Source organism: Rhizobium sp. BK529 (assembly GCF_014194105.1).
GTDB lineage: Bacteria > Pseudomonadota > Alphaproteobacteria > Rhizobiales > Rhizobiaceae > Rhizobium.
Genome location: NZ_JACIAU010000001.1, coordinates 1,054,295 through 1,077,793 on the forward strand (window position 1 = coordinate 1,054,295; position 23,499 = coordinate 1,077,793).

Genomic DNA, 23,499 nt, shown 5'->3' on the forward strand with positions numbered 1-23,499 from the left:
TCGATGGTGATTTGGTCGCCGTCCTCACAGGCGCGATTGTTCCCCTGTCACATCTCCGGCAGGCCGGCCTTTCGGAAGCCGTCGACAAAGTGGTCGCGTACGGATGCATCGCGCAGCGGCTGGGAGCTGACCCAGTGGCCGATCGTGAAATGAGGGTGGGCGATCAGGAACAGTTCCGCTTCTCGCCGCGCTTCGTCATGGTGGCCCAACTGCGCAAGCGTCGCAGCCAGGAATTTGCGGGAGTTGGTGCGATAGGTGTCTTCCCTGCGGAGTGTCGCTTTCGCCGCCTCATAGTCACGCGCAGCGTATTGCGCCTGCCCGAGATGACAAAGATACCAGCAGGCTGGATAGGGATTGAGCCGCAGAGCTTTTTCGATCTGCGCCAGTCCGTCGGCAATCCTGCCGGCCAGCACGGACACGTCCGACATGGCGGCCCAGGTGTCGGCGTGGTTGGGGTCCAGCTCCAGGGCTGTGGAGAAGGCGGCCTCAGATTCCTCCCATCGCCGCTCATAGGCCAGAATGGTCCCCAGCACGTAACGGCAGCCGGCATCGTTGGGGTCGAGCTCGACTGCCTTCTGCGCCGATGTCACCGCCATCTGACGGTTCGGATCTTCGGGCTCGCCGAAATGCGTCCAGGCCAGCCAGCGGTTATAGGCGAGCAGGCCGAGCGCCTCGGCATAGGATGGCTCGAGCTGAACCGCGCGCTGGAGCAGCATATAGGCCTCACGCTCGGTCTGCGGCGACTCTTCCGTCAGGAGGCGGGCGCGTACACACAGATCGTATGCCTCAAAGTTCTTCGGCCGATTGCGCTGAACCGGGATGGTCAGCCGGCCGACGAGGGCCTCGACGATCTTGGCGTTGACTTCATCCTGCAACTCGAAAACATCTTCCACCGTCCTGTCGAACCGCTCGGCCCACAAGTGCCGGCCGCCAAGCGTGTCGACCAATTGGGCATTGATGCGGACACGGCCCATTGCGCGTCTGGCGCTTCCCTCGAGGACGTAGCGGACGCCGAGTTCCTGGGCGACCAGCTTTACGTCGACCGCCTTGCCCTTGTAGCCGTATACGGAATTGCGCGCGATGACGAACAGGCCGGCCGTACGGGAAAGATCGGTGATCAGGTCGTCGGTCAAGCCGTCGACGAAAGGCGCGTCCGTCTCATCCCCGCTCATATTCGTGAACGGCAATACAGCGATCGAGGGACATTCGGGCAGCGGCAATGTGCTCTCCAGCGCATCCGGCCAATGCCACAGGTGGACCGGGCGAGTCAGGTTCTTCAGGTAGCGTTCGCCTGCATCGAAGAACCGGTCGTCGATCTTGCCGACGATCTCGCCGTGAACGCTGGCTGAGATGCAGATGCCTCCCGGGGCGGCCTGTCTTTCGAGGCGCGCCGCGACATTGACCCCGTCGCCGAGGACGTCCGAGCCGTCGTCGATGACATCTCCCAGGTTGACGCCTATACGCAAAAGCAGGCGCCGGTCTTCGGAAGCCTCGACAGCTGCGGTGGCCCGTTGCATTTCCAACGCTGCGGCCACCGCTTCCACCGCGCTGCCGAATTCGATCAGGAATCCGTCGCCCATGACCTTGAAGATGCGACCTTTGTGGCGCGCCACGGCCGGCTCGATAATGTCAGCACGCAGTTCCCTGAGGTTATCAAGCGTTGCGACTTCATCAGCCTCCATCAGGCGCGAATATCCCACCACATCGGCAACGACGATGGCGGCAAGGCGACGCTGAAGAGATTGATCCGTCATGTGAGGACAAGCCCAACGACCAAATTAGCAAGTTATTGTTCAACCGCGGGTGAGTCAACAAGTGGTAAGAGGCCGCATCCGATTCCCATATTGGCCACGGCCGGGGGCTTGGCGAATGTCTCTGATTGGCGCAAAGCGGGCGATGCGCGGCCCGCCGCCATCATCCTACGGCGGGCACATCCCACCCCATCAGCCCGCCAGCAGCGCCCTCGCGCTCTCTTCGTCCGTCACCAGCGCGGTCGCCAGTCCCGACCGCAACGTGGCGCTGAGGATGGCGTGTTTGTGGGCGCCGCCGGAGGCGACGATGCGGCAGGGGATCTTGCGGTAGTCGGAAAGTTCGGGGGCGAGCACCTGGGCGTTCAGCGGATGGGCGACGAGGCGGCCCTCGGCGTCGATATAGCGGCCGAGCAGATCGCCGACGGCGCCGACGGCGATGAGGTCGCTGACATCGGTTCCGGGCGGCAGGCCGTAGCGCACCTGGAGGGATTGGCGTGTCACGTCGCCGACGCTGAGAAAGGAAATATCCACCTCGCAGGTCTGCCGGAAGATCCGCTCGAAAACCGATTGCGAGATGATCGCCTCGCGCGATTGCGGGCTCTCGGCATAGATCGGTGCTGCGAAATAATGGCATTGCGCCTTCAGGACCTGCGCGAAGGCGCGCACGATCTCGAACGTGTTGATCTCCGAACCGCGCGTCAGCCCACCCATCATCGAACGCACCTCGATGTCAGGCTCGCTTGCAGGTGTCATATGGGTGACGGTTTCCCTCAGCGTCGCGCCCCAGCCGACGCCGATCGAGCGGGGCCTGCGGGCCGCAATCAGCCGGTCGAGATAGGCGGCGGCACCACGGCCGAGCGCCTGGTGCAGAAGCTGCGGATCGGCAGGGGTCGGAACGACGATCGCCGCCTCCAGTCCGAAACGCTCCTGCAGGCGCGATTCGAGCTCCACCCCGGCGGCAAGCGGGGAGGCGAAGCTCACCCTGACGATGCCTTCCTCCAGGGCGGCGGCGAGATATTCGTTCACCCTGCGGCGGGTGAGGTTCATGCGCTCAGCGATCTGCGCCTGCGTCAGTCCCTCCACGTGGTAGAGCCATGCCGCCCGGATTTTCAGCTCGTGGGATTCCATAAATTCCTGTCCTGAATGCGCCACAAAATGCAGTGGCGTTACAAACATCACATAGGTGTAACAAATGTAACGTAATGCGCTGAGCATGACGATAGAACTTCTGATCTTCGATTGCGATGGCGTATTGATCGACAGCGAGCCGGTGGCCAGCGGCACGCTGGCGCAGGCCCTGCAACGCGCCGGTATTCCCCTGAGCCATGCCGAGGTCCACCGCCGCTTCACCGGTCTTTCGGGGGAGGAGGGCCGGCGCCTCTGCAGGGAAGAACTCGGCCTTGCCGATCCCGACCGCGTCTTTGCCGATGCCAAAAGCGCGCTCTACGAGGAATTCTCCCGCTCGCTGCAGCCGATGGCCGGCATGGAAAAGCTGGTGCGGGATCTCAAGCAGCGCAAATGCGTCGCATCCAACAGCGACATGGAGCGGCTGCGCCGCAGCCTAGGCCTATTCGACCTCTGGACGGAGTTCTCCCCGCATATCTACAGCGCCGAGATGGTGGCGAGACCGAAGCCCGCTCCGGATCTCTTCCTGCTCTGCGCCGAAAATCTCGGCGTCGAACCGCGCCGCTGCCTCGTGATCGATGACAGCGCACTCGGAATCGCGGGTGCGGTTGCAGCCGGCATGGCGGCGGTCGGCTTCGTCGATCCGGCCGATCCGCGCAGCGGACGGCATGAGGCGCTGAAGGCGGCCGGCGCTCTGCAGACGGTCGAGGGAGCAGGGGAACTGGCGATCGCGCTCAAGGGGCTTTTGCCCCCTGAAAAGGAGCGGGCGTCTTCCGAAAGAAAACCGGCGGTGGAGACCACTGGCTGATCTCGCGCGGGCCGAGGTTTTCGCGCGCTGGACTGGCTCTTCGCGGCACCCGCGAAGGGCAGATGTAACCGAAACTTCATGAAGCCGTCGTTCGGGCGACATGGAGCTGATCCTAAGAACCAAGGCCGCGAGCCGGGGGGCCCGCCGGTCAAGACACAAGGAGTTTCCGATGCTTTCGATCAATCGACGCGGCGCGCTCGGCCTTCTCGGCGCCACCGCCGGTACGCTCATTCTGCCGCGCATGGCCTTCAGCCAGGCCAAACGTCCTTCCATCACCATCGCGGTGCAGAAGATTACCAACAACAATTCGCTTGACGTCTATCACGAGCAGTCCAATGTCGGCGAGCGCATCTTCTATCCGAACCTCTGGGAAGGTCTCATCCTGCGCGACTGGATGGGCAACCAGGGTCCGGTTCCGGGTCTTGCCACCGAATGGAAGCGCATCGACGACAAGACGCTCGAACTGAAGCTGCGCCAGGGCGTCAAGTTCCACAACGGCGACGAAATGACCGCCGAGGATGTCGCCTTCTCCTTCTCCAGGGAGCGTGTGTTCGGGAATACCGAACCTGCCGGCGGCAAGACGATTTTCGAATCCGATCACAAGCCTGCGACCGCCAAGGAACTGCCGGCGACCGTGCCCGGCGTCGGCCGTCGCCTGTGGCCGGCGCTTGCCGGCATCGAGATCGTCGACAAGTATACCGTGCGTCTGCACAACACGACGCCTGACGTGACGCTGGAAGGCCGCCTCTATTCCGGCGGCAGCCAGATCACCAACCGCCGCGCCTGGGATGAGGCCGCAAGCTTTACCGAATGGTCGCGCAAGCCGATCACGACCGGCCCCTACATGGTCGGCGAATACAAGCCCGACGTTTCGCTGACGCTCCTCGCCTTCGACGAATATTGGGGCGGCCGCCCGCCGCTCGAGCAGATCCGCTTCGTGGAAGTTCCCGAGGTCGCCTCGCGCGTCAACGGCCTCTTGTCCGGCGAATACGACTTCGCCTGCGACCTGCCGCCGGATCAGATTGCCGCCGTCCAGGCCGCTCCGGGCTATGAAGTCCAGAACTCGACGATCTGGAACCACCGCATCTCCGTCTTCAACACCCAGAACCAGATCCTCGCCAATCCGCTGGTTCGCCGCGCCATGACCCATGCCATCGACCGTCAGGCGATCGTCGATGCGCTGTGGGGCGGCAAGACGGTCATCCCGGCCGGCCTGCAGTTCGAATCCTTCCGCGGCTCCGACATGTTCATCGAAGGCTGGGCGCCTCCGGCTTACGATCCCAATCTCGCCAAGGACCTCTTGAAGCAGGCCAATTACAAGGGCGATGCGATCCCTTACCGCCTGCTCAACAACTACTACACGAACCAGACGGCCAACGGCCAGATCATGGTCGAGATGTGGAAGCAGGTCGGCCTCAATGTCGAGATCGAGATGAAGGAAAACTGGGCGCAGATCCACGACCCGGCCGGTGTCAAGGGCGTGCGCGACTGGTCGGCCTCCAACACGATCAACGACCCGATCACGCCGATGGTCGTGCAGTTCGGCCCGAATGGCGAAGTGCAGCAGAAGAAGGACTGGACGAACGAGGAGATGAACAAGCTCGCCGTCGTCATGGAAACCTCGACCGACCGGGCGCTGCGCAAGAAGGCCATCGCCCGCATGCTTGACATCGCCGAGCGCGAAGACCCGGTCTATCAGGTCCTGCACCAGAATGCCGTCTTCACCGGCATGAAGTCGTCGCTGAAGTGGAAGGCCGCTCCGGCCTTCGCCATGGACTTCCGCGCCGCCAACTGGTCGATCTGATCGGCTCGTCACTCGGTCTCCGGCGCCTGAAGGGCTGCCGGAGATCCTGTTTTTGATGCAACGAAGAGCGGGGATGAAAAATGGGCGCGACCGGCTCCAATCTCGTGGAACTGCGTGACCTGACGGTCGCCTTCGACGGCGTGCAGGTTCTCCACGGCATCGATCTCGACGTCGCCAAAGGCGAGGCGCTCGGCCTCGTCGGCGAATCCGGCTGCGGCAAGTCGGTCACGTGGCTTGCGGCCCTCGGTCTGCTGCCGGGCAAGGCCAGTGTTTCCGGCTCGGTGAAGCTGGAAGGCAGCGAGCTCGTCGGCGGATCGCGCACCGTGCTCGAAAGCGTGCGCGGCAGCCGCATCGCCATGATCTTCCAGGATCCGTCCAGCTCGCTCAATCCGGTACTGCGCATCGGCCGGCAGATTTCCGAGGCGCTGTCGGTCCATCGCGGGCTCAGGGGCGACGCGGCAAAGGCCGAGGCGCTCAGGCTGATCGACATGGTCGGCATTCCCGATGCGCGCCGCCGCTTCGATCTCTACCCGCACGAGTTTTCCGGCGGCCAGTGCCAGCGCCTGATGATCGCCATGGCGCTCGCCGGCGAGCCCGACCTTCTGATCGCCGACGAGCCGACCACCGCGCTCGATGCGACGATCCAGGCGCAGATCCTCGATCTCCTGATCCGCCTTCGCGCCGAAACCGGCATGGCGACCGTTTTCATCAGCCACGATCTCGGCGCCGTCAGCCAGGTCTGCGAGCGCGTCTGCGTCATGTATGCCGGGCGCATCGTCGAAGAGGGCAGTGTCGAACAGCTGTTCTCCGAGCCGCGCCACCCCTATACCCGCGGCCTGTTCGACGCCATTCCCCGCCTTGATGGCGGCCGCGAACGGCTGATCCCCATTCCCGGCACCGTTCCCAATCCGAAAGATCTGCCGGCGGGCTGTTCCTTCTCGCCGCGCTGTTCGCGCGCCGTGGAGGCCTGCGGGAGCGAGCGCCCGCCGCTCGTTTCGCTCGAGGGCGGCCGCAAGCTCGCCTGCATAAGGCCGGTGCCGGTCGCAGCTGCCGCCGAGACACTGACCTCCCGTATCACTGAGGGCCTGCTGCAATGACGCCGCTCATCGAAGCCCGGGATCTCGTCCGCATCTATCAGATCCGCCGCGGCCTCTTCGGCCGGCCGACGCCGGTGCGCGCCGTCGACGGCGTCTCGCTCCAGGTCGCGCCGGGCGAAACGCTCGGCATCGTCGGCGAATCCGGCTCCGGCAAATCGACGCTCGGGCGCATGCTGCTCGGCATCGACGATGCGCAGGAAGGCAGCGTGCGCTTCCAGGGACATCCGATGCCGGCGCGCAGCACGGGGGAATGGCGCGCGCTGCGCGCAAAAATGCAGCTCGTCTTCCAGGACCCGCTCGCCGCACTCGACCGCCGCGTGACGATAGCGAAGCAGATCGCCGAGCCGCTCGATATCCACAAGCTCATCCCAAGAGCGCATCAGGCTGACCGGGTGACGGAACTGATGCGGGCCGTCGGCCTGCGCGCCGACCAGGCCGACCGTTATCCGCACGAGCTTTCAGGCGGCCAGCGCCAGCGTGTGGTGATCGCCCGGGCGCTCGCCTCGCGGCCGAAGCTCATCGTCTGCGACGAGCCGGTTTCAGCGCTCGATGTCTCCATCCAGGCGCAGGTGGTCAACATGATGCGCGACCTGCAGGAGAAAAACGGCATCGCCATGGTGTTCATCAGCCACGACCTGAAGGTGGTGCGCAATATCGCCGACCGTGTCGCGGTCATGTATCTCGGCCGCATCGTCGAGGAGGCTTCCTCCGACGCCATCTTCCGGGCGCCGCAGCACCCCTACACGAAGGCGTTGGTGTCCAGCGTGCCCATCCCCGGCAAACGGCTCGAAGGCCGCGTGATCCTGCAGGGCGAGCCGCCGAACCCGGCGAACCGCCCCTCCGGCTGCGCCTTCCACCCCCGCTGTCCGCTGGCGCGCGAGATCTGCCGTTCCGTCGTGCCGGAACTTGTCGGCATCGGCGAGGGCCGTACCGCCGCCTGCCATGTCGTGGCGGGCGAAACCAGGCCGGTCGCGGCATAGGGGAGGGTTCCATGATCCGTTTCGTTCTCGTGCGCCTGTTCCGTGCAATCCTCACCATCATGGCGGTCGTCACTTTCGCCTTCGTCGTACTGCGCATGTCGGGTGATCCCGCGACCGTCATGCTCGGGCCTGACGTGCCGAAGGAGGCGGTCGATGCCTTCCGCAAGGCATGGGGCCTCGACCAGCCGCTCTGGATTCAATATCTCGCCTATATCAGGTCGATCTTCACGGGCGATTTCGGCGTCTCGATGCGCGACAAGGCTTCGGCGCTCGATCTGGTGCTGGAACGCGTGCCGGCGACGCTGCAGCTGACGGTGCCGGCGCTTATCCTCAAGCTCGTCTTCGGCATTCCCTCAGGCGTCTATGCGGCGCTGCACCGGCAGAGCTTTTCGGACCGCGGCGTCATCCTGCTCGCCGTTCTCGGCTTCACCATTCCATCCTTCGTCATGGGCCTGGTGCTCGTGCTGATCTTCTCGGTCATCCTCGGCTGGCTGCCGTCCGGCGGGCAGGATACCTGGGTGCACGGCATCCTGCCGACGCTGACGCTCAGCATCGGCGGCATCGGCATCCTCGCCCGCTTTTCGCGCAGCGCCATGATCGAGGTGATGGGCCAGCCCTATATTCGCACCGCCTCGGCCAAGGGGCTGACCTGGCGCGACGTGGTCTGGAACCATGCATTGCCCAATGCGGCGGTGCCGATCGTCACGATCGTCGGCTTCATGGTCGGCTCGCTGATTGCCGGTGCGGTCGTGGTGGAATCGATCTTTTCCTGGCCGGGCATCGGTCGCCTGCTGGTGGTCTCGGTCACCAATCGCGACCTTGCCGTCGTCCAGTGCATCCTGCTGATCATCGCCGTCGCCATGGTCGTCTCGAACCTCGTCGTCGATCTGCTCTACGGCTGGCTCGATCCGCGCCTTCGCTCGCACGCGGCCGGACATTAGAGCATTTCCGTTTTTCTTCGAATGGCGAAATGCTCTACCTCTTTGTTTTTACGCAATTCCGGACGCAAAGCCGCTGCACACTTTTGCTGGAATTGCTCTAGGAGAAAACCGATGGCAACTGTCGATCTCGCCGCCACGCCGGCTTCCGCAAAGCCCAACCGCCTCGTCTCCCTCCTGCGCCGCAACCTGCCGCTGTCGGTGGCGTTCGGCCTGCTGTGGCTTGCGGCAATGGTCCTGACCGCCGTCTTTGCTGATTATATCCGTCCGTTCAACATCACGGCCATGGATCTCAGCAGCCGGCTTTCGGCGCCGGGCGGGTTCAAGCATCTGCTCGGCACGGACGAACTCGGCCGCGACGTGCTTTCGCGCCTCATCCAGTCGATCCGCGTGTCGCTCGTCATCGCCTTTGGCGCGACGATCCTCTCGGCCGTCTTCGGCACGCTGCTCGGGTTCCTGGCGGCGCGGTTCCGCGGCTTCGTGGAACATCTCGTGCTGATGCTCGCCGATTTCCAGGCGGCGCTGCCTTTCCTCATCATGTCGCTGGCGGTGCTCGCCTTCTTCGGCTCCTCCATGCTGCTGCTCGTCTGCCTCATGGGTTTCTACGGCTGGGAGCGCTATGCGCGCATCGCCCGCGGCCTTGCGATTTCCGCCGGCGCGCAGGGTTATGCGGCGGCAGTGGTGCAGCTTGGCGCCACGCCTGCGCGCGTCTACCTGCATCATATCCTGCCGAATGTCGCCTCGACGCTGATCGTCTCCATGACGCTGACTTTCCCCGAGATCATCCTGATGGAAAGCGGTCTCTCCTTCCTCGGCCTCGGGGTGCAGCCGCCGGAAACCAGCCTCGGCAACATGGTGGGCTTCGGGCGCGAATATCTGACGCGCGCGCCCTGGATCATGCTGGCTCCATCCGTCGTCATCATGCTGACGACGCTGTCGATCTCGCTCGTCGGCGACTGGCTGCGCGACAAGCTCGACCCGACCATCCGCTAATGCCTTGAAATCGATATAGTGAAGGATATTCCATGACTGATATCACCGGCCATCGCGGCGCCCGCAACCTCTGGCCCGAAAACTCGCTCACCGGCTTCCGCAACGCCATCATGCTCGGTGTCGACGCCATCGAGTTCGACGTACACCTGACGCGCGCGGGCGAACTCGTCGTCATCCACGATGCCACACTGGAGCGCACCGCCGAAGGCTCAGGCCCCGTGCAGGATCTTTCGGTCGAGGCCCGCAAGGCGACCCTGCTGAAAGGCACTGATGAGGCGATCCCGACGCTTGCCGAAGTGCTCGGGGTGCTTGCCGCAAACAGGGACATCGACCTGCATGTCGAGATCAAGATCGACGAGACCGGCACGCCTTATCCCGAGATCGCCGCGCGCGTCGCAGCCGAGCTTGCCCGCTTCGGTGTCGGCGAGCGTTCCTATCTGACGTCCTTCGACACGTCGGTTCTGGAGGATTGCCGCCGCCATGCGCCCGAGGTTTCACGCCTCGTCTCCGTCAATGCCGCCTGGGCCGAGAAACAGGGCGGGCTTGCCGCCTTCATCGACCGCGTGGACGGGCTGGTGGAGATCGTCGCCATCCATCACGAGCTGATGGAGGCGGAATGGGACATGATCCGCAGCCGGCTGCCGATGGAGCGGCTCTGTGTGTGGACGCTCAACGACGAGGCCGGCATCCGCCATTGGCTCGCGCGCGGCATCGGCAGCCTGACCTCCGACAGTCCGGACCTCGCCCTAAACCTGCGCGCCGGCCTCGCTGCCTGAGCGGATGCGAGATTGCCTTCTCCCGCAGGGCGGGAGGAGGGCGAGGCATGCATCATCGCGCAGCTACCGCCACCCGCTCTGAATGACGATGCCTTGTCGTCGGGTCGCCGCCGCCGTGCTGTCTGCCCAGCCATCGGCCGACCTCAATCGTGATCCTGGACGTTCGAAATCGTGATTCAGGGCGTGTCGCTCCTCGATCCGCGACAAGCTGGGGCATAACCCACCGATACGAGGAGATTCGATGAAAGCGTTGATCAAAATCGCTGCAATGGTCTGTGCCGGCATCCTTCCCGCAGCGATGGCGCAGCATTCAGCCGCTGCGAGTGATTTTGTCGGCGTGCGGCAGACCACGGCGCCTTCCAAAGAGCGAGGCACAGATGTCCCTGTGATCGTTTGGTATCCGGCAGATGCCGGCGGCAAGCCTGTCACGCTCGGCGAAAGTCGATTTTTTGTCGGAACGGACGCCATGCTCGACGCGCCTGTCGCGCACGCAAGATATCCCGTGATCTTGCTCTCTCATGGCGCTGGTTTGGGGGGAACTCCTGAAGCCATGAGCTGGATTGCAACGCCATTGGCAAGGCAGGGGTTCATCGTGGCAGCGCCTGTTCATGTCGGAAACGGAGGGGCCCACAGGTCGGCAGCCGAAACGATGAAGCTCTGGCTAAGGCCTGCCGATATCAGTGCAACATTGGACGCGCTGGAAAAGCAGCCGCTTTTCGGGGATCACATCGAGCCGGGAAGGACAGGTGTGCTTGGGCTTTCGATGGGCGGCAATACAGCCCTGGCTTTGGCTGGCGGTCGTATCGATCCAATCCGTCTGGCGGGTTACTGTGACGACGGCGCTCGGAATCCTTCGCTTTGCGGATGGGTAAAGCAAAGTGGCGTCGATCTTCATGCCATGGATATGAAACTCGCCGATCGCGACAATCGGGACAAGCGGATCGAGTTTGCGATGGCAATCGACCCAGCGCCGGTCGATGTCTTTCAGACAGAACCATTTTCCAAGGTTTCGATCCCCGTCGAGATCGTAAACCTTGGCAAGCCCGGAGCGATCCCCCTGACCGTACTCGCCTCGGGAATTGCAAAGGCAATTCCGAAGGGCATGTATTCCGTAGTAGGGAATGCAAGCCACTATAGCATCTTCGGAATGTGCAAACCCGATGCGGCCGAGATGGCCAAATCCGCAGATATCGACGAGCCCATTTGCTCAGACAGCGATGGGCGCTCGCGCCTCGAAATCCATCGAGAATTGATCGATATGGTCATCAAGGCCTTCGATCAAAGGCTTAAAACATCGCCAGGTCGCTGAGGGATCGCAGGAGCGGTTACTTTGAAGCAGGTCCTTTGTCTTCCCGCTCCTTCACCCTGACGCCGGGCTTGCCCACCGGCATAAGGAGATCCTTGTCATTGATGTCGGGTCGGATCGCTTCCTGTTCGCTCGATTGACGGATCCGCGCGGGCTTGGAGTGCGGGTCGGTGCCGACCGTGTTGTCGGATGTGTTGTCTTTGCTTGCCATGTGAGTGCCTTTCCTTTTAACGAGGCGCCATGACCGTCTCGCCGGGACAATGGCAAATAGGTTTCAGGCCTTAGGGCATCGGATAACCCTCGGCGTCGGCGCGGTTCATCGCATCACGCCAACACGTCCGCCTCGGACGCCGCCGCAATGAATGCGTCCCTGGCGGCCTCTGCGTGCTCCATCTGGTTCATGGCCTCCACGCATCGTCGTCTCGCAACGTCCAGACATGGGCCTGATACCGCCGGCCACCGGCCTTCGAGGTAGCGAATTGCTTCGAGCGGGCCGTGGACGAATTCGGACGGAGCGCTGCCAATTCGAACGGCGACCGGAACCGACCACGTTATAGCGTCGGCGGGGGACTGTATCCTTCGTTCTCGTATCGCCCGATCCTGGCCTTTTCCATTGCGAAGAGCCTCAAAGCCTCGCTGGGCGCAGGCCCGTGCTTCCTCGCGATCACGGTCGGCCTCGGGCGTGTCGGCGCAACGCGCATCATCCGAACCAGGTACCGGCGATGAATGATGTTGAGAGATCATCTGCCGCCTCCTCATGCTGAGTTGTGATCTTACGGAATCAAACCGGACATTCGGCCCGAAGTTCCACTGACGGCGATGGATTCTTGTTCGGGCGGTCTGCCGGCAGGCGGATGAGGGGGCCATACGGCACGGGTTTCACCACCCTTTATTGCGGCGGCGACCGCGCCGAGGAAAGGCCGTATGCGGAGCGCTTCATCATATGGGCGTAGGGGGTACCACCCCCATACCCCAGATTGCTGTCGTCCGTTTTCTCGCGAAAGGTGCAAGAATGAAGGTCTTGTAATAACGGCCGAAAAGAGCCGGAGTTGCGGAAGGGGAGGGCGTCCTTGAAGCGTAGAATTCAGGTCACGAATGACTCGTATCTCAGTACCGTTGGCGGAATTCTGAGCGTAAGTCCGGCTCCAGCCACCTGGAGCGCAGTGATAGGAACCGCCGCTTTCGTCTCCTCGACGGGCATTGGCGGCGGTTCGCAGAGTTTTGCCAGCCAGGGCGGCGCGCTACCGTTATCCTCCTCAATCGATACGGTCACGTCGCCCATTTCCCTGCTGTCACCGGGCGCCGGGCTGTCGGGAAGCGGGCAATCGTCCTCCGCACCCTCGACGGCGACACCGGCGCCGGCGACCGATGGCGTTCTGCAGACTGCGTCGGCCACATCGCTGCTGCAGGCACCTGTCACGACATTGCAGCGCACCGTGCTCGGCCCCGATCCGGCCCAGGAGGCCGCGACGCTGCCTGCCGCCCCCACGCTGACGAATACCGGGACCGATACGAGTAGCGGTACCAATACCGGTACCCAGACCGTGGCGCCGCTCAGCCTTTCCACCGGCACGACACCGCTCGCCCTTCAGACCTCGATCGCGTCCATCTCGCTGGAGCCGAACCTCAGCACGTCCGTCGCGACACCGGTGGCCACGGCGACGCTCAATACGACGACGACGCCTGCGGCTGCGCCCACGCTCAACAAGATCGCGCTCGAAAACATGAAGACGGGCAACCCGATCAGCGAGTGGGGCCTGGAGGGCGACGGCAACGGCACCATTCAGGGCTTTGCCACCGAAATCAGCACGAATATCGGCGGGACGGTCGATTTCAAGATCGCCACGGATTCCACCCATTACCGCATCGACATCTACCGCATGGGCTATTACGGCGGGGCAGGCGCGCGCAAGGTCGACTCGATCGAGCAGCAGCTGACCACGGCGCAGATCCAGCCGCATCCGATCGTCGACATGTCGCTCGGCCTCATCGACTGCGGCAACTGGTCGGTCTCGGCAAGCTGGCAGATTCCCGACGATGCCGTCTCGGGCGTCTATTTCGCCAAGCTGGTGCGCGAGGATGGCACCGAGGATGCCAGCATCATCCCCTTCGTCGTGCGCGACGACTCCTCGCACAGCGATATCGTCTTCCAGACCTCGGATACGACCTGGCAGGCCTATAATGCCTGGGGCGGCGCCAGCCTCTATTACGGCGATGTCCCCGTCGATCCCGCAAACATGATCGGCTACCTGCCGCCGAACTGCAGCTGCGGCCTGCAGGCCATCGGCCGGGCCTCGGCGATCAGCTACAACCGCCCGATCATCACCAATACGAGCCCGGTCGGCGGCTCGCACGATTTCGTCTTCGGCGTCGAACATTCGGCCATTCAGTGGCTGGAGCAGAACGGCTACGACGTTTCCTATATTTCCGGCGTCGATGCGACGCGCAGCGGCAACCTCTTGCTCAACCATCAGGCCTTCCTGTCCGTCGGCCATGACGAATACTGGTCGGCCGAGCAGCGCACCAATGTGGAAGCCGCGCGCGATGCCGGCGTGAACCTCGCCTTCTGGAGCGGTAACGAGGTTTACTGGAAAGTCCGCTGGGAAAGCAGCATCGACGGCAGCGGCCAGGCCTACCGCACCATGGTCTGCTACAAGGAGACCTACGGCACGAGCACGGACCCGAGCAATGTGGGCACCGGCACCTGGCGCGATCCGCGTTATGCCGATCCGGGGCAGGAGCCGGAAAATTCGCTGACGGGCACGATGTTCCAGGTGGACAGCTACCGCCAGGATACGATCTCCATCCCCTACGACTATTCGAACCTGCGCTTCTGGCGCAACACCGATGTCGCAGAGCTTCAGCCGGGCGAGACCTACAATCTGGTGCAGAACCTGCTCGGCTACGAATGGGATTCCGATGTCGAGAACGGATTCCGTCCGGCTGGACTGATCAACCTGTCTCTCTCCTCGGTCGCGGTCAACACCTATCTGCGCGATTATGGCTCGACGGTCGGCGATGCGGTGGCGACCCACAGCCTCACCATGTACCGGGCGGCAAGCGGCGCGCTCGTCTTCGGCGCCGGCACCGTCTTCTGGTCCTGGGGGCTGAACGATCAGCATCAGGGGCCGGCAACGCCGACCGATCGCAACGTGCAGCAGGCGATGGTCAACATGTTCGCGGACATGGGCATCCAGCCGACGACGCTCGATGCGAGCCTGATCCTCGCCACGCAATCGACCGATACGCTGAAGCCAACCTCCTCGATTACCTCGCCCATCGTCGGCGCAAGCTTCCTCGAAGGGCAGCATGTGACGATCACGGGCACGGCGCAGGATTTCGGCGGCGGCATCATTGCCGGCGTCGAGGTCTCCACCGATGGCGGCCAGCACTGGTTCAAGGCGACGGGCCGCGAGAACTGGAGCTATAACTGGGTCGTCCAGGCAAGCGGCACCTATACGATCCTGTCGCGCGCCGTCGACGATAGCGTCAATATGGAGGCGCCGTCGGCCGGCAAGCAGGTGACCGTCACGCTGCCCGACACGCAGGGACTCTGGACGCTGGCGGAAAAGCCTGCGGTCGAAACGGCTGTCGATCGCGATTCCGTCGAGCTCGGCCTGCGCTTCCAGGCGACGAAGGCAGGCCTGGTGGAGGGGATCCGCTTCTACAAGGGCTTCTATAATATCGGCGAACATGTCGTCAGCCTCTGGACCAGCACCGGGACGCTGCTGGCGACCGGGGTATCGACAGGGGAATCGCTGTCGGGCTGGCAGACCGTGATGTTCTCCAGCCCGATCCAGATTCAGGCCGGCACGACCTATGTCGCTTCCTATCACAGCAACGGCTACTATTCGCTCAGCCAGAACTATTTCACCGAGCCCTATGCCAGCGGCCAGCTGAAGGCCGTCGATGGCGGCGGCGTCTTCGCCTACGGCACCACGCCTGGCACATTCCCCGGCCAGAGCCCCGGCGGCACCAATTACTGGGTGGACGTGGTCTTCGATGCCGGCCCGAACAGCCAGCCGGTCGCGACCGCCGACAGCGGCTTCGTGATTTCCCACGACGGGACCCTCGTCGTCTCCATCGCCGCGCTGCTGGCAAACGATGCGGATGCCGATGGCGATGCGCTGACCATCACCGGTGTCGGCAATGCGCTGCACGGCACGGTCGCTCTCGACAAGCAGAACGGAACGGTCATCTTCACGCCGAGCGCCAGCTATACCGGCCCGGCAAGCTTCACCTATACGCTGTCGGACGGACGCGGCGGCACGGCGCAGGGCAATGTCAGCCTCACCGTCCAGCAGGGACCGACCGGCGAGACGGTGTTTACATCAGGCGAGGGGCCGACGGGGGGCGGCTTCAACGACAATACGCCGATGGAACTCGGCATGAAGTTCGTCGCCTCCGCAAACGGCACGATCTCGGGCATCCGCTTCTACAAGGCTGCCGGCGATACCGGCGTGCATACCGGCTCTCTGTGGAGGGCCGATGGCACGCTGGTGGCCACCGTCACCTTCACCAACGAGTCGCTCTCCGGCTGGCAGACCGCGACCTTCGCGAGCCCGCTGCAGATCACGGCGGGCACGACCTATGTCGCCTCCTACCACACGACCGGCAGCTATGTGGCGACGCCAAACTACTTCACCACGGATCATACCAACGGCTCGCTGACCGCACTTGCCGGCAGCAACGGCGTCTACGCGGTGGGCGGCACGGCCTTCCCGACATCGACCTACCAGTCGACGAATTACTGGGTCGATGTCGTCTACAGCAAGTCGACGGGCAACGCGGTGCCCGTCGCGGCCAATGACAATGGCTATACCACCTATACCAACACGGCGCTGTCGATCGCCGCAGCCAGCCTGCTGGCAAACGATACTGATGCCGATGGCGACCCGCTCAGCATCACCGGCGTCAACGGGGCGGTGCACGGAACGGTGACGTTCAACAGCCAGACCAATACCGTCACCTTCACGCCGACGACCGGCTATACGGGCGCGGCAAGCTTCTCCTATTCGATCTCGGACGGACATGGCGGCACGGCGTCGGCCACCGTCAGCCTCAATGTCGGGGCGCAGCCCGGCGGTTCCGGCCTGTTTGCGACCTCCGATGCGCCGGCGTCTGCCTCCGCCGACAATTCGTCCGTCGAGCTCGGCGTCAAGTTCATCGCGTCCGCCCGCGGCGAGATCACCGGCCTGCGCTATTACAAGAGCGCGCAGGATACCGGCACGCATGTCGGCTCGCTCTGGACCGCGAGCGGCCAGCTCTTGGCGCAGGCAACCTTCACCGCCGAAACGGGAAGCGGCTGGCAGACGGTGACTTTTGCGCAGCCGATCACCGTTTCGGCCGGCGTCACCTATGTGGCGAGCTACCATTCCAACGGCTTCTATTCGGCAACGGCCAACTATTTCAGCACGGATCACACGAACGGTTCGCTGACGGCGCCGTCGAGCGCTTCGAGCGGCGGCAACGGCCTCTATGCCTATGGTTCTAGCAGCCTCTTCCCGACCGCCTCCTACAATGCCACCAACTACTGGGTCGACGTGGTCTATCAGGTCAAGCAGAACGTCGCTCCGGTCGCGGCCAATGACGGCGGCTTCTCGACGAACAAAGGCGTGCCGATCACCATCCAGGCCTCGGCGCTCCTTGCCAACGACACGGATGCCGACGGCGATCCGCTCACGATCACCGGCGCCAGCGGCGGGGTCAACGGAACGGTGACGTTCAACAGCCAGGCGCAGACCATCACCTTTACGCCGAACGCCGGATATTCCGGGCCGGCGAGCTTCAGCTATTCCATCGCCGACGGCCAGGGCGGCACGGCATCGGCCCAGGTCTCGCTCACCGTCAACGATCCGGCGGCCGAGCAGAACCTCTTTGCCGCCAATGCGACGCCTGATATCGTCGCTACCAACGACAACCAGCCGATCAATCTCGGCATGAAATTCCAGGCCGACACGGCCGGTTGGATCACCGGCATCCGCTTCTACAAGGGTGCCGACAATACGGGTCCGCACAACGGTTATCTCTGGACCGCTTCGGGCACGCTTCTCGGCAGCGTCACATTCAGCAATGAAACGGCCAGCGGCTGGCAGACTGCGTCACTTTCCCAGCAAGTGGCGATCCAGGCGGATACGACCTACGTCGTCTCCTATTCGACGAACGGCAACTATTCGGCGACCGGCAACTACTTCGCCAGCGATGTGACCAATGGCGATCTCAAGGCGCCTGCCGGCAATAACGGCGTCTATGCCTACGGGTCGGCCGGGCTGTTCCCGACCGCCAGTTACAACAACACCAACTACTATGTGGATGTAGCGTTCAAACCGCAGCTCGCGGCCTAGAGCATTCCAGCAAAAGCGCGTCGCGGTTTTGCGTCCGGAATTGCACGAAAACAATGGAGCGCCGTGCGGCGCTCCAGAGGCCGCGAGGATGTAAGGCCAAGCATCGAGTAATGAGTGAGAGTATCGATGGCGCGTGCAGACAACAGATTGCCGGTAACGGTTCTCGCCGGGTTCCTCGGCGCCGGCAAGACGACTGTGCTCAATCATGTACTGAGTAATCGAGAGGGTCGTCGGGTTGCAGTCATCGTCAACGATATGAGCGAGGTCAACATCGATGCGGATCTCGTGCGCGAGGGGGGTGCAGACCTCTCGCGCACGGACGAGACGCTGGTAGAACTCACCAATGGATGCATCTGTTGCACGCTGCGCGACGATCTCCTGAGCGAAGTCCGGCGGCTCTCTGCCGCCGGCCGTTTCGACTATCTCCTGATCGAGGGCACCGGCATCGCCGAGCCGCTGCCCATCGCAGCCACATTCTCCTTCCGTGACGAGAGCGGGGCGGCCCTTTGCGATGTCGCGCGGCTCGACACGATGGTCTGCGTCGTCGACGCGGTCAATCTTCTCGCCGATTACCAGAGCGCCGAGTTTCTTGCCGATCGCGGTGAACGACGGGACGGGGACGACGAGCGCAAGCTCGTGGAACTGCTGGTCGAGCAGATCGAATTTGCCGATGTCGTCATCGTCAACAAGGCAGGCGATGTGTCCTGCGCCGAGCTTGCCGAGGTTCGCCGGGTCGTTGCGGCGCTCAATCCGGATGCCCGCGTCATCGAGGCGGTCTTCGGCCAGGTGCCGCTGGATGCGATCATGGATACCGGCCTCTTCAGCGAGGCGAAGGCAGCCCGCCATCCGTTCTGGCACAAGGAGCTTTACGGTTGGGGCGACCATGTGCCGGAGACCGAGGAATACGGCATATCAAGCTTCGTCTATCGCAGCCGCCGGCCCTTCGAGCCCTCGAGGCTGAAGGAATTCCTCGACCGGAAATGGGCGGGCCTCATCCGCGCCAAGGGCCATTTCTGGCTGGCGACGAGGCCGGACGAGATCGGCCTGCTGTCGATCGCCGGCACCCAATGCCGCATCGAGACCAGGGGATATTGGTGGGCCTCGGTGCCGAAGGTGCAATGGCCGCGCTTTCCGCAGTTCCGCCAGCTCATCGACCGGCATTGGGACGATGTCTGGGGCGACCGCCGCCAGGAGCTGGTCTTCATCGGCTCCGGCTTCGACAGGCAGGCGATCAGCGCCGCGCTCGACGATTGCCTGACCGGGGAGGAAACAGGCTTCGATCCGCAGACCGCCGTCGGCCTTCGCGACCCGTTTCCGGCGTGGCGGCACGATATGCACGTATCGGTCCGAAAGGCGTGAAGCGATTTTCGGATAGCCCGACGCGTCGGCTCAAGGGTGAACGTGTTTTGCTTATCAACCAGAGGAGAGAACAATGAGCAGCGAACTTTATGCAGATGGCATCGGTGAAATCACCATCACGGGAACGATCGTGCGCATCGACCTGATGTCGCTTTCGGCGACCGAGCGCGACGCCAGCAACAATCCGAAGCCGGTTTTCCGCCAGCGCATCATCATGCCGGTGGATGCCTTCGCCAATGCGGTCGATCTCATGCAGAAGGCGCTCGGCGGGCTGGTCGAGGCGGGTGCGGTTCGCCGCATCGGCGATATGTCGGCCGCTGCCGCTTCCGATATTCAGGCGACGCAGGCCGGCGCTTCGAACGCTTCGCCGAACTTCAACTGACAGCAGCTGTGGGCGCGCGCGGCGCCCATGGGAGCGTCGTGCGTCCATTCGGACGCGCGAGGAGCGACGCTCCGGTGCTTTTGAATCCAAGCCTCGGTCTCGTATTGTTTCGGGTGGGCCATGAGTGGTTTTCTGCATACCAATCTGCACTGTCTCGCACTCGTCGCGCGTCATCACGGCGTCGATCTTTCGCCTGAGCGATTGCAGCACGATTATGCCGTCGGCAACGATCCGGTGGCCGTGCGGCAATTGCTGCGCATGGCCAAGGATGCCAATCTCAGGGCCACGCATCTGAAGATCACCTGGCGCGAGCTGATGGCGCTCGGCCAGGCGTTTCCGGCCCTTGCCGAGCTCGACAACGGCAACTGGGTGGTGATTGCCGGCGCCCAGGGAAGCGGGGAGGAGGAGCGGATCCGCATCCTCGATCCGCTCGCCGAGCGCCCGGAGATCATGCTGCTCAACGAGGAGCAGTTCTGCAAGGCCTGGCTCGGATCGGTGGTGTTGCTGAAGCGGAACTTCCGCATGTCGGACGAGGACCGGCCCTTCGGCTTCCGCTGGTTCATTCCCGAAATCATCCGGCAGCGCAGCTTCTTCCGCGATGTCGCGCTCGCAGCCTTCGTGCTCTATGGGCTCGGGCTGACGACGCCGATGTTCTTCCAGCTCGTCATCGACAAGGTGCTGGTGCATCAGAGTTATGCGACGCTGACGGTTCTGACGATCGGTATCGCCGTAGCGCTCGTCTTCGACGCGACCTTCAGCTTCCTGCGCCGCTATCTGCTGCTCTACGCTACCAACAGGATCGACATCCGCGTGGCGACGCGCACCTTCGGCCATCTGCTCAACCTGCCGATCGCGCTTTTCGAGCAGGCGTCCGCGGGCGTTCTCGTCAAGCATATGCAGCAGACGGGGCGTATCCGCGAGTTCCTGACCGGCCGGCTGTTCCTGACGCTTCTCGATGGCGTATCGCTCTTCGTCTTCGTGCCGATCCTGCTACTTTACAGCGTCAAGCTGACGCTGGTGGTGCTCGGTTTCGCTGCTCTCGTCGGGCTTGTCGTGATGCTGCTCGTCGGGCCGTTCCAGCGCCGCCTGCAGGCGCTCTATCAGGCCGAAGGCGACCGGCAGGCTCTGCTCGTCGAAACTGTGCACGGCATGCGCACCGTCAAATCGCTGGCGCTGGAGCCGCGCCAGCGCAAGGTGTGGGACGATTATTCGGCCCAGTCGATCTCGGTGCGTTTCCGGGTCGAGAAGATCTCGACAATCGCCCAGTCGCTGACCGGGCTTCTGGAAAAGCTGATGAGCGTGGCGATCATCGGGCTCGGCGCACTCGACGTCTTCAGCGGTTCGATGACGATCGGCGCGCTGGTGGCCTTCAACATGCTTGCCGGCCGTGTCTCGGGGCCGCTGGTGCAGATCGTCACCATGGTGCACGAATATCAGGAAGTGGCGCTTTCCGTGCGCATGCTCGGCGAGATCATGAACCAGCGGCCGGAACAGGCCGGGCGCGGGCGAGGGGTGCGGCCGCATCTGCATGGCCGCATCGAGTTCGACCGGGTCACCTTCCGGTATGCTCCGGACGGGCCGCCGGCGCTCGACAATGTCTCCTTCGCCATTCCGGCAGGCTCGGTCTTCGGCGTTGTCGGCAAGAGCGGCTCGGGCAAGACGACCATTACCCGGCTCATCCAGGGGCTCTATCAGAGCCAGGAAGGGCTGGTGCGCATGGACGGCTATGACAGCCGCGAGATCGACCTCGTGCATCTGAGAACCAGCATCGGCGTCGTGCTGCAGGATAATTTCCTGTTCCGCGGCACAGTGCGCGACAATATCGCCGCCGCCAAGCCCGATGCCAGCATCGAGGAGATCATGGAGGTCGCCCGCATCGCCGGTGCCGAGGAATTCATCGAGCGGCTGCCGCGCGGCTTCGACACGATGCTCGAAGAAAATGCCGCCAACCTTTCCGGCGGGCAGAAGCAGCGGCTGGCAATCGCCCGCGCACTGATCACCGATCCGAAGCTTCTGATCTTCGACGAGGCGACAAGCGCGCTCGATCCCGACAGCGAGGCAATCATCCGCGAGAACCTCAGCCGCATCGCCGCCGGGCGCACCGTCGTCATCGTCTCGCACCGGCTTTCGACGCTGGTCGATGCCGATGCCATTCTCGTCGTCGAACGCGGCAAGGTCGCCGATATCGGCCGGCACGACCAGCTCGTGTCGCGCTGCATGACCTACCGCCATCTCTGGGCACAACAGATGAGGCAGGTCGCATGAACGCGCACGTCAGAAAATCCAGCGAAAACCTGCCCGCAGCCCCAGACAATGGTCCCTCGGGCAAGGGCGCTTCTGACAGGGGGGCGCAGGGCAGGAGCGGGCAGCTCGTCGCCCGCCTGCCGCTGCCGCCTGTCATCGCCGAATTCCAGTCCGATGCCGTCGAGCTGGAAGAACGCGCCCCGCCGCGCATTGCGCGCATAACGCTCTATTGCGTGACGGCGCTGATTGCTTCCGTCATCATCTGGGCCTCCGTCTCCGATATAGACGAGGTGGTGATCGCGCCCGGCAAGCTCGTCACCACCCAGCCGACCATCGTCGTCCAGCCGCTGGAAACCTCGATCATCCGCACGATCGACGTGAAGGCCGGCGAGGTGGTGCATGCCGGCCAGACGCTGGCGACGCTCGACGCAACCTTCAGCCAGGCCGATGTCGATCAGCAGCACGCGAAATTCGTGGCACTCGATGCCCAGGTGAAGCGCATCGAGGCAGAACTTGCCGGCAACGACTACACTGTCCTGGCCGGCAATACGGCCGACGAGATGCTGCAGGTGCAGCTTTTTACCCAGCGGCACGCCTTCTACACGGCGCAGCTGCAGAATTTCGACCAGCAGATCGCCGGCCAGTCTGCGGCGCTAACCGCCGCCAAGAACCAGGAGGCCGTGCTCGTCGACCGGCGCGACACGCTCTCGCAGATCGAGGGCGCCCGCACGCGGCTCTACGACAAGCAGAGCGGCTCGCTGATCACCATGCTCGGCTCGCGCGACGCCCGCCTCGACGTCGAATCCGATCTGACCGCCGTGCGCGGCAAGGCCGACGAGGCCGCGCACGCCTATGCCAAGCTGCGCGCCGACCGCCAGGCCTTCATCGAGGATTTCCGCCGTGCCGCCATGGAACAGCTGGTGGAGCTGCGCGGACAGCGCGACATGGCGGATGAAGAGCTGAAGAAGATGGAGCTGCGCCGCAACATGGTGTCGCTGACGGCACCCGCCGACGCCGTCGTGCTGGATCTTGCCCAGCGCTCCATCGGTTCCGTCGTGCGCGAAGCCGAACCGATCGTCACGCTGGTACCGATCAACGTGCCGCTCGAAGCGGAAGTGTCGATCAACACCCGCGACATCGGCCGCATCGCCGTCGGCAAGGAAGCCCGCATCAAGCTCGATGCCTATCCCTTCCAGAAATATGGCACCGCCTCCGGCGAGGTGAGGACCATCAGCCAAGACACGTTCATGTCCGGCCAGCAGCAGGAACAGACCGCCACGCCCAGCCAGCCGGCCGCGCCCTTCTTCAAGGCTCGCATCCTGCTCGCGGACACGAGGCTGAACGCTTCGGACGTGCCGGTAAGGCTGCTGCCGGGCATGACCGTGTCGACGGAAATCAAGGTCGGCAAGCGGACGGTGATGTCGTACTTCCTCTATCCGCTCCTGCGCGGGCTGGACGATGCGATCCGGGAGCCGAACTGAGGGGGGCCGCCGGCGACGTGCAGGCGAGGGGCAACCTGCACACGCCAAGGGATGGGGGCGCGCTGTCAACGGCGGCGCCCCCAGACCTGTTTTTGGGGGGATTCAGGATCT

The 23,499-nt window shown here is 63.7% G+C and carries 17 protein-coding genes; 13 read left to right on the forward strand and 4 right to left on the reverse strand.

Annotated elements, in window-relative coordinates; translation table 11 throughout:
• Positions 1-47: 47 nt before the first annotated feature.
• Together FHX08_RS05285 and FHX08_RS05290 are read right to left on the reverse strand one after the other, a co-directional pair.
• Positions 48-1,754 carry an adenylate/guanylate cyclase domain-containing protein gene (locus tag FHX08_RS05285; protein WP_132651961.1) on the reverse strand — a complete coding sequence of 569 codons (1,707 nt, stop codon included), beginning with the start codon at positions 1,752-1,754 and terminating at the stop codon, positions 48-50.
• 189 nt (positions 1,755-1,943) lie between these two features.
• Positions 1,944-2,879, reverse strand: a complete 936-nt coding sequence (locus FHX08_RS05290) for a sugar-binding transcriptional regulator (RefSeq protein WP_132651960.1) — start codon at positions 2,877-2,879, stop codon at positions 1,944-1,946.
• Positions 2,880-2,964: 85 nt separating this feature from the next.
• Between FHX08_RS05290 and FHX08_RS05295 the strand changes: the two genes are divergently transcribed.
• The 8 genes from FHX08_RS05295 (at position 2,965) to FHX08_RS05330 (ending at position 11,581) form a co-directional block, all read left to right on the forward strand.
• Complete coding sequence (locus tag FHX08_RS05295) at positions 2,965-3,684, forward strand: HAD family hydrolase (RefSeq protein WP_184326941.1); 720 nt, start codon at positions 2,965-2,967, stop codon at positions 3,682-3,684.
• A 169-nt stretch (positions 3,685-3,853) separates the two neighbouring features.
• Positions 3,854-5,488: an ABC transporter substrate-binding protein gene (locus FHX08_RS05300; protein ID WP_132651958.1), complete on the forward strand. Its 1,635-nt coding sequence runs from the start codon at positions 3,854-3,856 to the stop codon at positions 5,486-5,488.
• A gap of 80 nt (positions 5,489-5,568) precedes the next feature.
• Positions 5,569-6,585, forward strand: coding sequence for an ABC transporter ATP-binding protein (locus FHX08_RS05305; RefSeq protein WP_132651957.1), 1,017 nt, complete (start codon positions 5,569-5,571; stop codon positions 6,583-6,585).
• The gene (locus FHX08_RS05310; RefSeq protein WP_132651956.1) at positions 6,582-7,565 is read left to right on the forward strand and encodes an ABC transporter ATP-binding protein; all 984 of its coding nucleotides are present in this window, start codon (positions 6,582-6,584) and stop codon (positions 7,563-7,565) included. Before FHX08_RS05305 ends, FHX08_RS05310 begins: the two co-directional genes overlap by 4 nt.
• Positions 7,566-7,576: 11 nt before the next feature.
• Complete coding sequence (locus tag FHX08_RS05315) at positions 7,577-8,506, forward strand: ABC transporter permease (RefSeq protein WP_132651955.1); 930 nt, start codon at positions 7,577-7,579, stop codon at positions 8,504-8,506.
• A gap of 111 nt (positions 8,507-8,617) precedes the next feature.
• Positions 8,618-9,496, forward strand: a complete 879-nt coding sequence (locus FHX08_RS05320; RefSeq protein WP_132651954.1) for an ABC transporter permease — start codon at positions 8,618-8,620, stop codon at positions 9,494-9,496.
• A 32-nt stretch (positions 9,497-9,528) separates the two neighbouring features.
• Positions 9,529-10,272, forward strand: coding sequence for a glycerophosphodiester phosphodiesterase family protein (locus tag FHX08_RS05325; RefSeq protein WP_132651953.1), 744 nt, complete (start codon positions 9,529-9,531; stop codon positions 10,270-10,272).
• 241 nt (positions 10,273-10,513) lie between these two features.
• Positions 10,514-11,581, forward strand: a complete 1,068-nt coding sequence (locus FHX08_RS05330; protein ID WP_132651952.1) for an alpha/beta hydrolase family protein — start codon at positions 10,514-10,516, stop codon at positions 11,579-11,581.
• 16 nt (positions 11,582-11,597) lie between these two features.
• On the opposite strand, the gene FHX08_RS05335 is transcribed toward FHX08_RS05330, so the two are convergent.
• Both FHX08_RS05335 and FHX08_RS05340 read right to left on the reverse strand, forming a co-directional pair.
• Entirely contained in the window at positions 11,598-11,789 is a 192-nt protein-coding gene (locus tag FHX08_RS05335) for a hypothetical protein (protein WP_132651951.1), read from the reverse strand.
• 113 nt (positions 11,790-11,902) lie between these two features.
• Complete coding sequence (locus FHX08_RS05340; protein ID WP_312862114.1) at positions 11,903-12,445, reverse strand: DUF982 domain-containing protein; 543 nt, start codon at positions 12,443-12,445, stop codon at positions 11,903-11,905.
• A gap of 182 nt (positions 12,446-12,627) precedes the next feature.
• Between FHX08_RS05340 and FHX08_RS05345 the strand changes: the two genes are divergently transcribed.
• The 5 genes from FHX08_RS05345 (at position 12,628) to FHX08_RS05365 (ending at position 23,388) form a co-directional block, all read left to right on the forward strand.
• Positions 12,628-17,922 (forward strand): DUF4082 domain-containing protein, encoded by a 5,295-nt coding sequence (locus tag FHX08_RS05345; protein WP_184326942.1) that lies wholly within the window; start codon positions 12,628-12,630, stop codon positions 17,920-17,922.
• A 126-nt stretch (positions 17,923-18,048) separates the two neighbouring features.
• Entirely contained in the window at positions 18,049-19,281 is a 1,233-nt protein-coding gene (locus FHX08_RS05350; protein WP_184326943.1) for a GTP-binding protein, read from the forward strand.
• A 73-nt stretch (positions 19,282-19,354) separates the two neighbouring features.
• Positions 19,355-19,663 carry a hypothetical protein gene (locus tag FHX08_RS05355; RefSeq protein WP_184326944.1) on the forward strand — a complete coding sequence of 103 codons (309 nt, stop codon included), beginning with the start codon at positions 19,355-19,357 and terminating at the stop codon, positions 19,661-19,663.
• Positions 19,664-19,783: 120 nt separating this feature from the next.
• Positions 19,784-21,928 carry a peptidase domain-containing ABC transporter gene (locus FHX08_RS05360; RefSeq protein ID WP_184326945.1) on the forward strand — a complete coding sequence of 715 codons (2,145 nt, stop codon included), beginning with the start codon at positions 19,784-19,786 and terminating at the stop codon, positions 21,926-21,928.
• Positions 21,925-23,388, forward strand: coding sequence for an HlyD family type I secretion periplasmic adaptor subunit (locus FHX08_RS05365; RefSeq protein ID WP_184326946.1), 1,464 nt, complete (start codon positions 21,925-21,927; stop codon positions 23,386-23,388). Before FHX08_RS05360 ends, FHX08_RS05365 begins: the two co-directional genes overlap by 4 nt.
• Positions 23,389-23,499: the final 111 nt, after the last annotated feature.

What these genes read in the sequence shown, in the direction of transcription:
- FHX08_RS05300 (WP_132651958.1), top strand. Translation starts at nt 3,854, where the DNA reads ATGCTTTCGATCAATCGACGCGGCGCGCTCGGCCTTCTCGGCGCCACC.
- FHX08_RS05310 (WP_132651956.1), top strand. Translation starts at nt 6,582, where the DNA reads ATGACGCCGCTCATCGAAGCCCGGGATCTCGTCCGCATCTATCAGATC.
- FHX08_RS05295 (WP_184326941.1), top strand. Translation starts at nt 2,965, where the DNA reads ATGACGATAGAACTTCTGATCTTCGATTGCGATGGCGTATTGATCGAC.
- FHX08_RS05320 (WP_132651954.1), top strand. Translation starts at nt 8,618, where the DNA reads ATGGCAACTGTCGATCTCGCCGCCACGCCGGCTTCCGCAAAGCCCAAC.
- FHX08_RS05340 (WP_312862114.1), bottom strand. Translation starts at nt 12,445, where the DNA reads ATGGCCCCCTCATCCGCCTGCCGGCAGACCGCCCGAACAAGAATCCAT.
- FHX08_RS05355 (WP_184326944.1), top strand. Translation starts at nt 19,355, where the DNA reads ATGAGCAGCGAACTTTATGCAGATGGCATCGGTGAAATCACCATCACG.
- FHX08_RS05330 (WP_132651952.1), top strand. Translation starts at nt 10,514, where the DNA reads ATGAAAGCGTTGATCAAAATCGCTGCAATGGTCTGTGCCGGCATCCTT.
- FHX08_RS05290 (WP_132651960.1), bottom strand. Translation starts at nt 2,879, where the DNA reads ATGGAATCCCACGAGCTGAAAATCCGGGCGGCATGGCTCTACCACGTG.
- FHX08_RS05360 (WP_184326945.1), top strand. Translation starts at nt 19,784, where the DNA reads ATGAGTGGTTTTCTGCATACCAATCTGCACTGTCTCGCACTCGTCGCG.
- FHX08_RS05285 (WP_132651961.1), bottom strand. Translation starts at nt 1,754, where the DNA reads ATGACGGATCAATCTCTTCAGCGTCGCCTTGCCGCCATCGTCGTTGCC.
- FHX08_RS05335 (WP_132651951.1), bottom strand. Translation starts at nt 11,789, where the DNA reads ATGGCAAGCAAAGACAACACATCCGACAACACGGTCGGCACCGACCCG.
- FHX08_RS05305 (WP_132651957.1), top strand. Translation starts at nt 5,569, where the DNA reads ATGGGCGCGACCGGCTCCAATCTCGTGGAACTGCGTGACCTGACGGTC.
- FHX08_RS05365 (WP_184326946.1), top strand. Translation starts at nt 21,925, where the DNA reads ATGAACGCGCACGTCAGAAAATCCAGCGAAAACCTGCCCGCAGCCCCA.
- FHX08_RS05350 (WP_184326943.1), top strand. Translation starts at nt 18,049, where the DNA reads ATGGCGCGTGCAGACAACAGATTGCCGGTAACGGTTCTCGCCGGGTTC.
- FHX08_RS05315 (WP_132651955.1), top strand. Translation starts at nt 7,577, where the DNA reads ATGATCCGTTTCGTTCTCGTGCGCCTGTTCCGTGCAATCCTCACCATC.
- FHX08_RS05325 (WP_132651953.1), top strand. Translation starts at nt 9,529, where the DNA reads ATGACTGATATCACCGGCCATCGCGGCGCCCGCAACCTCTGGCCCGAA.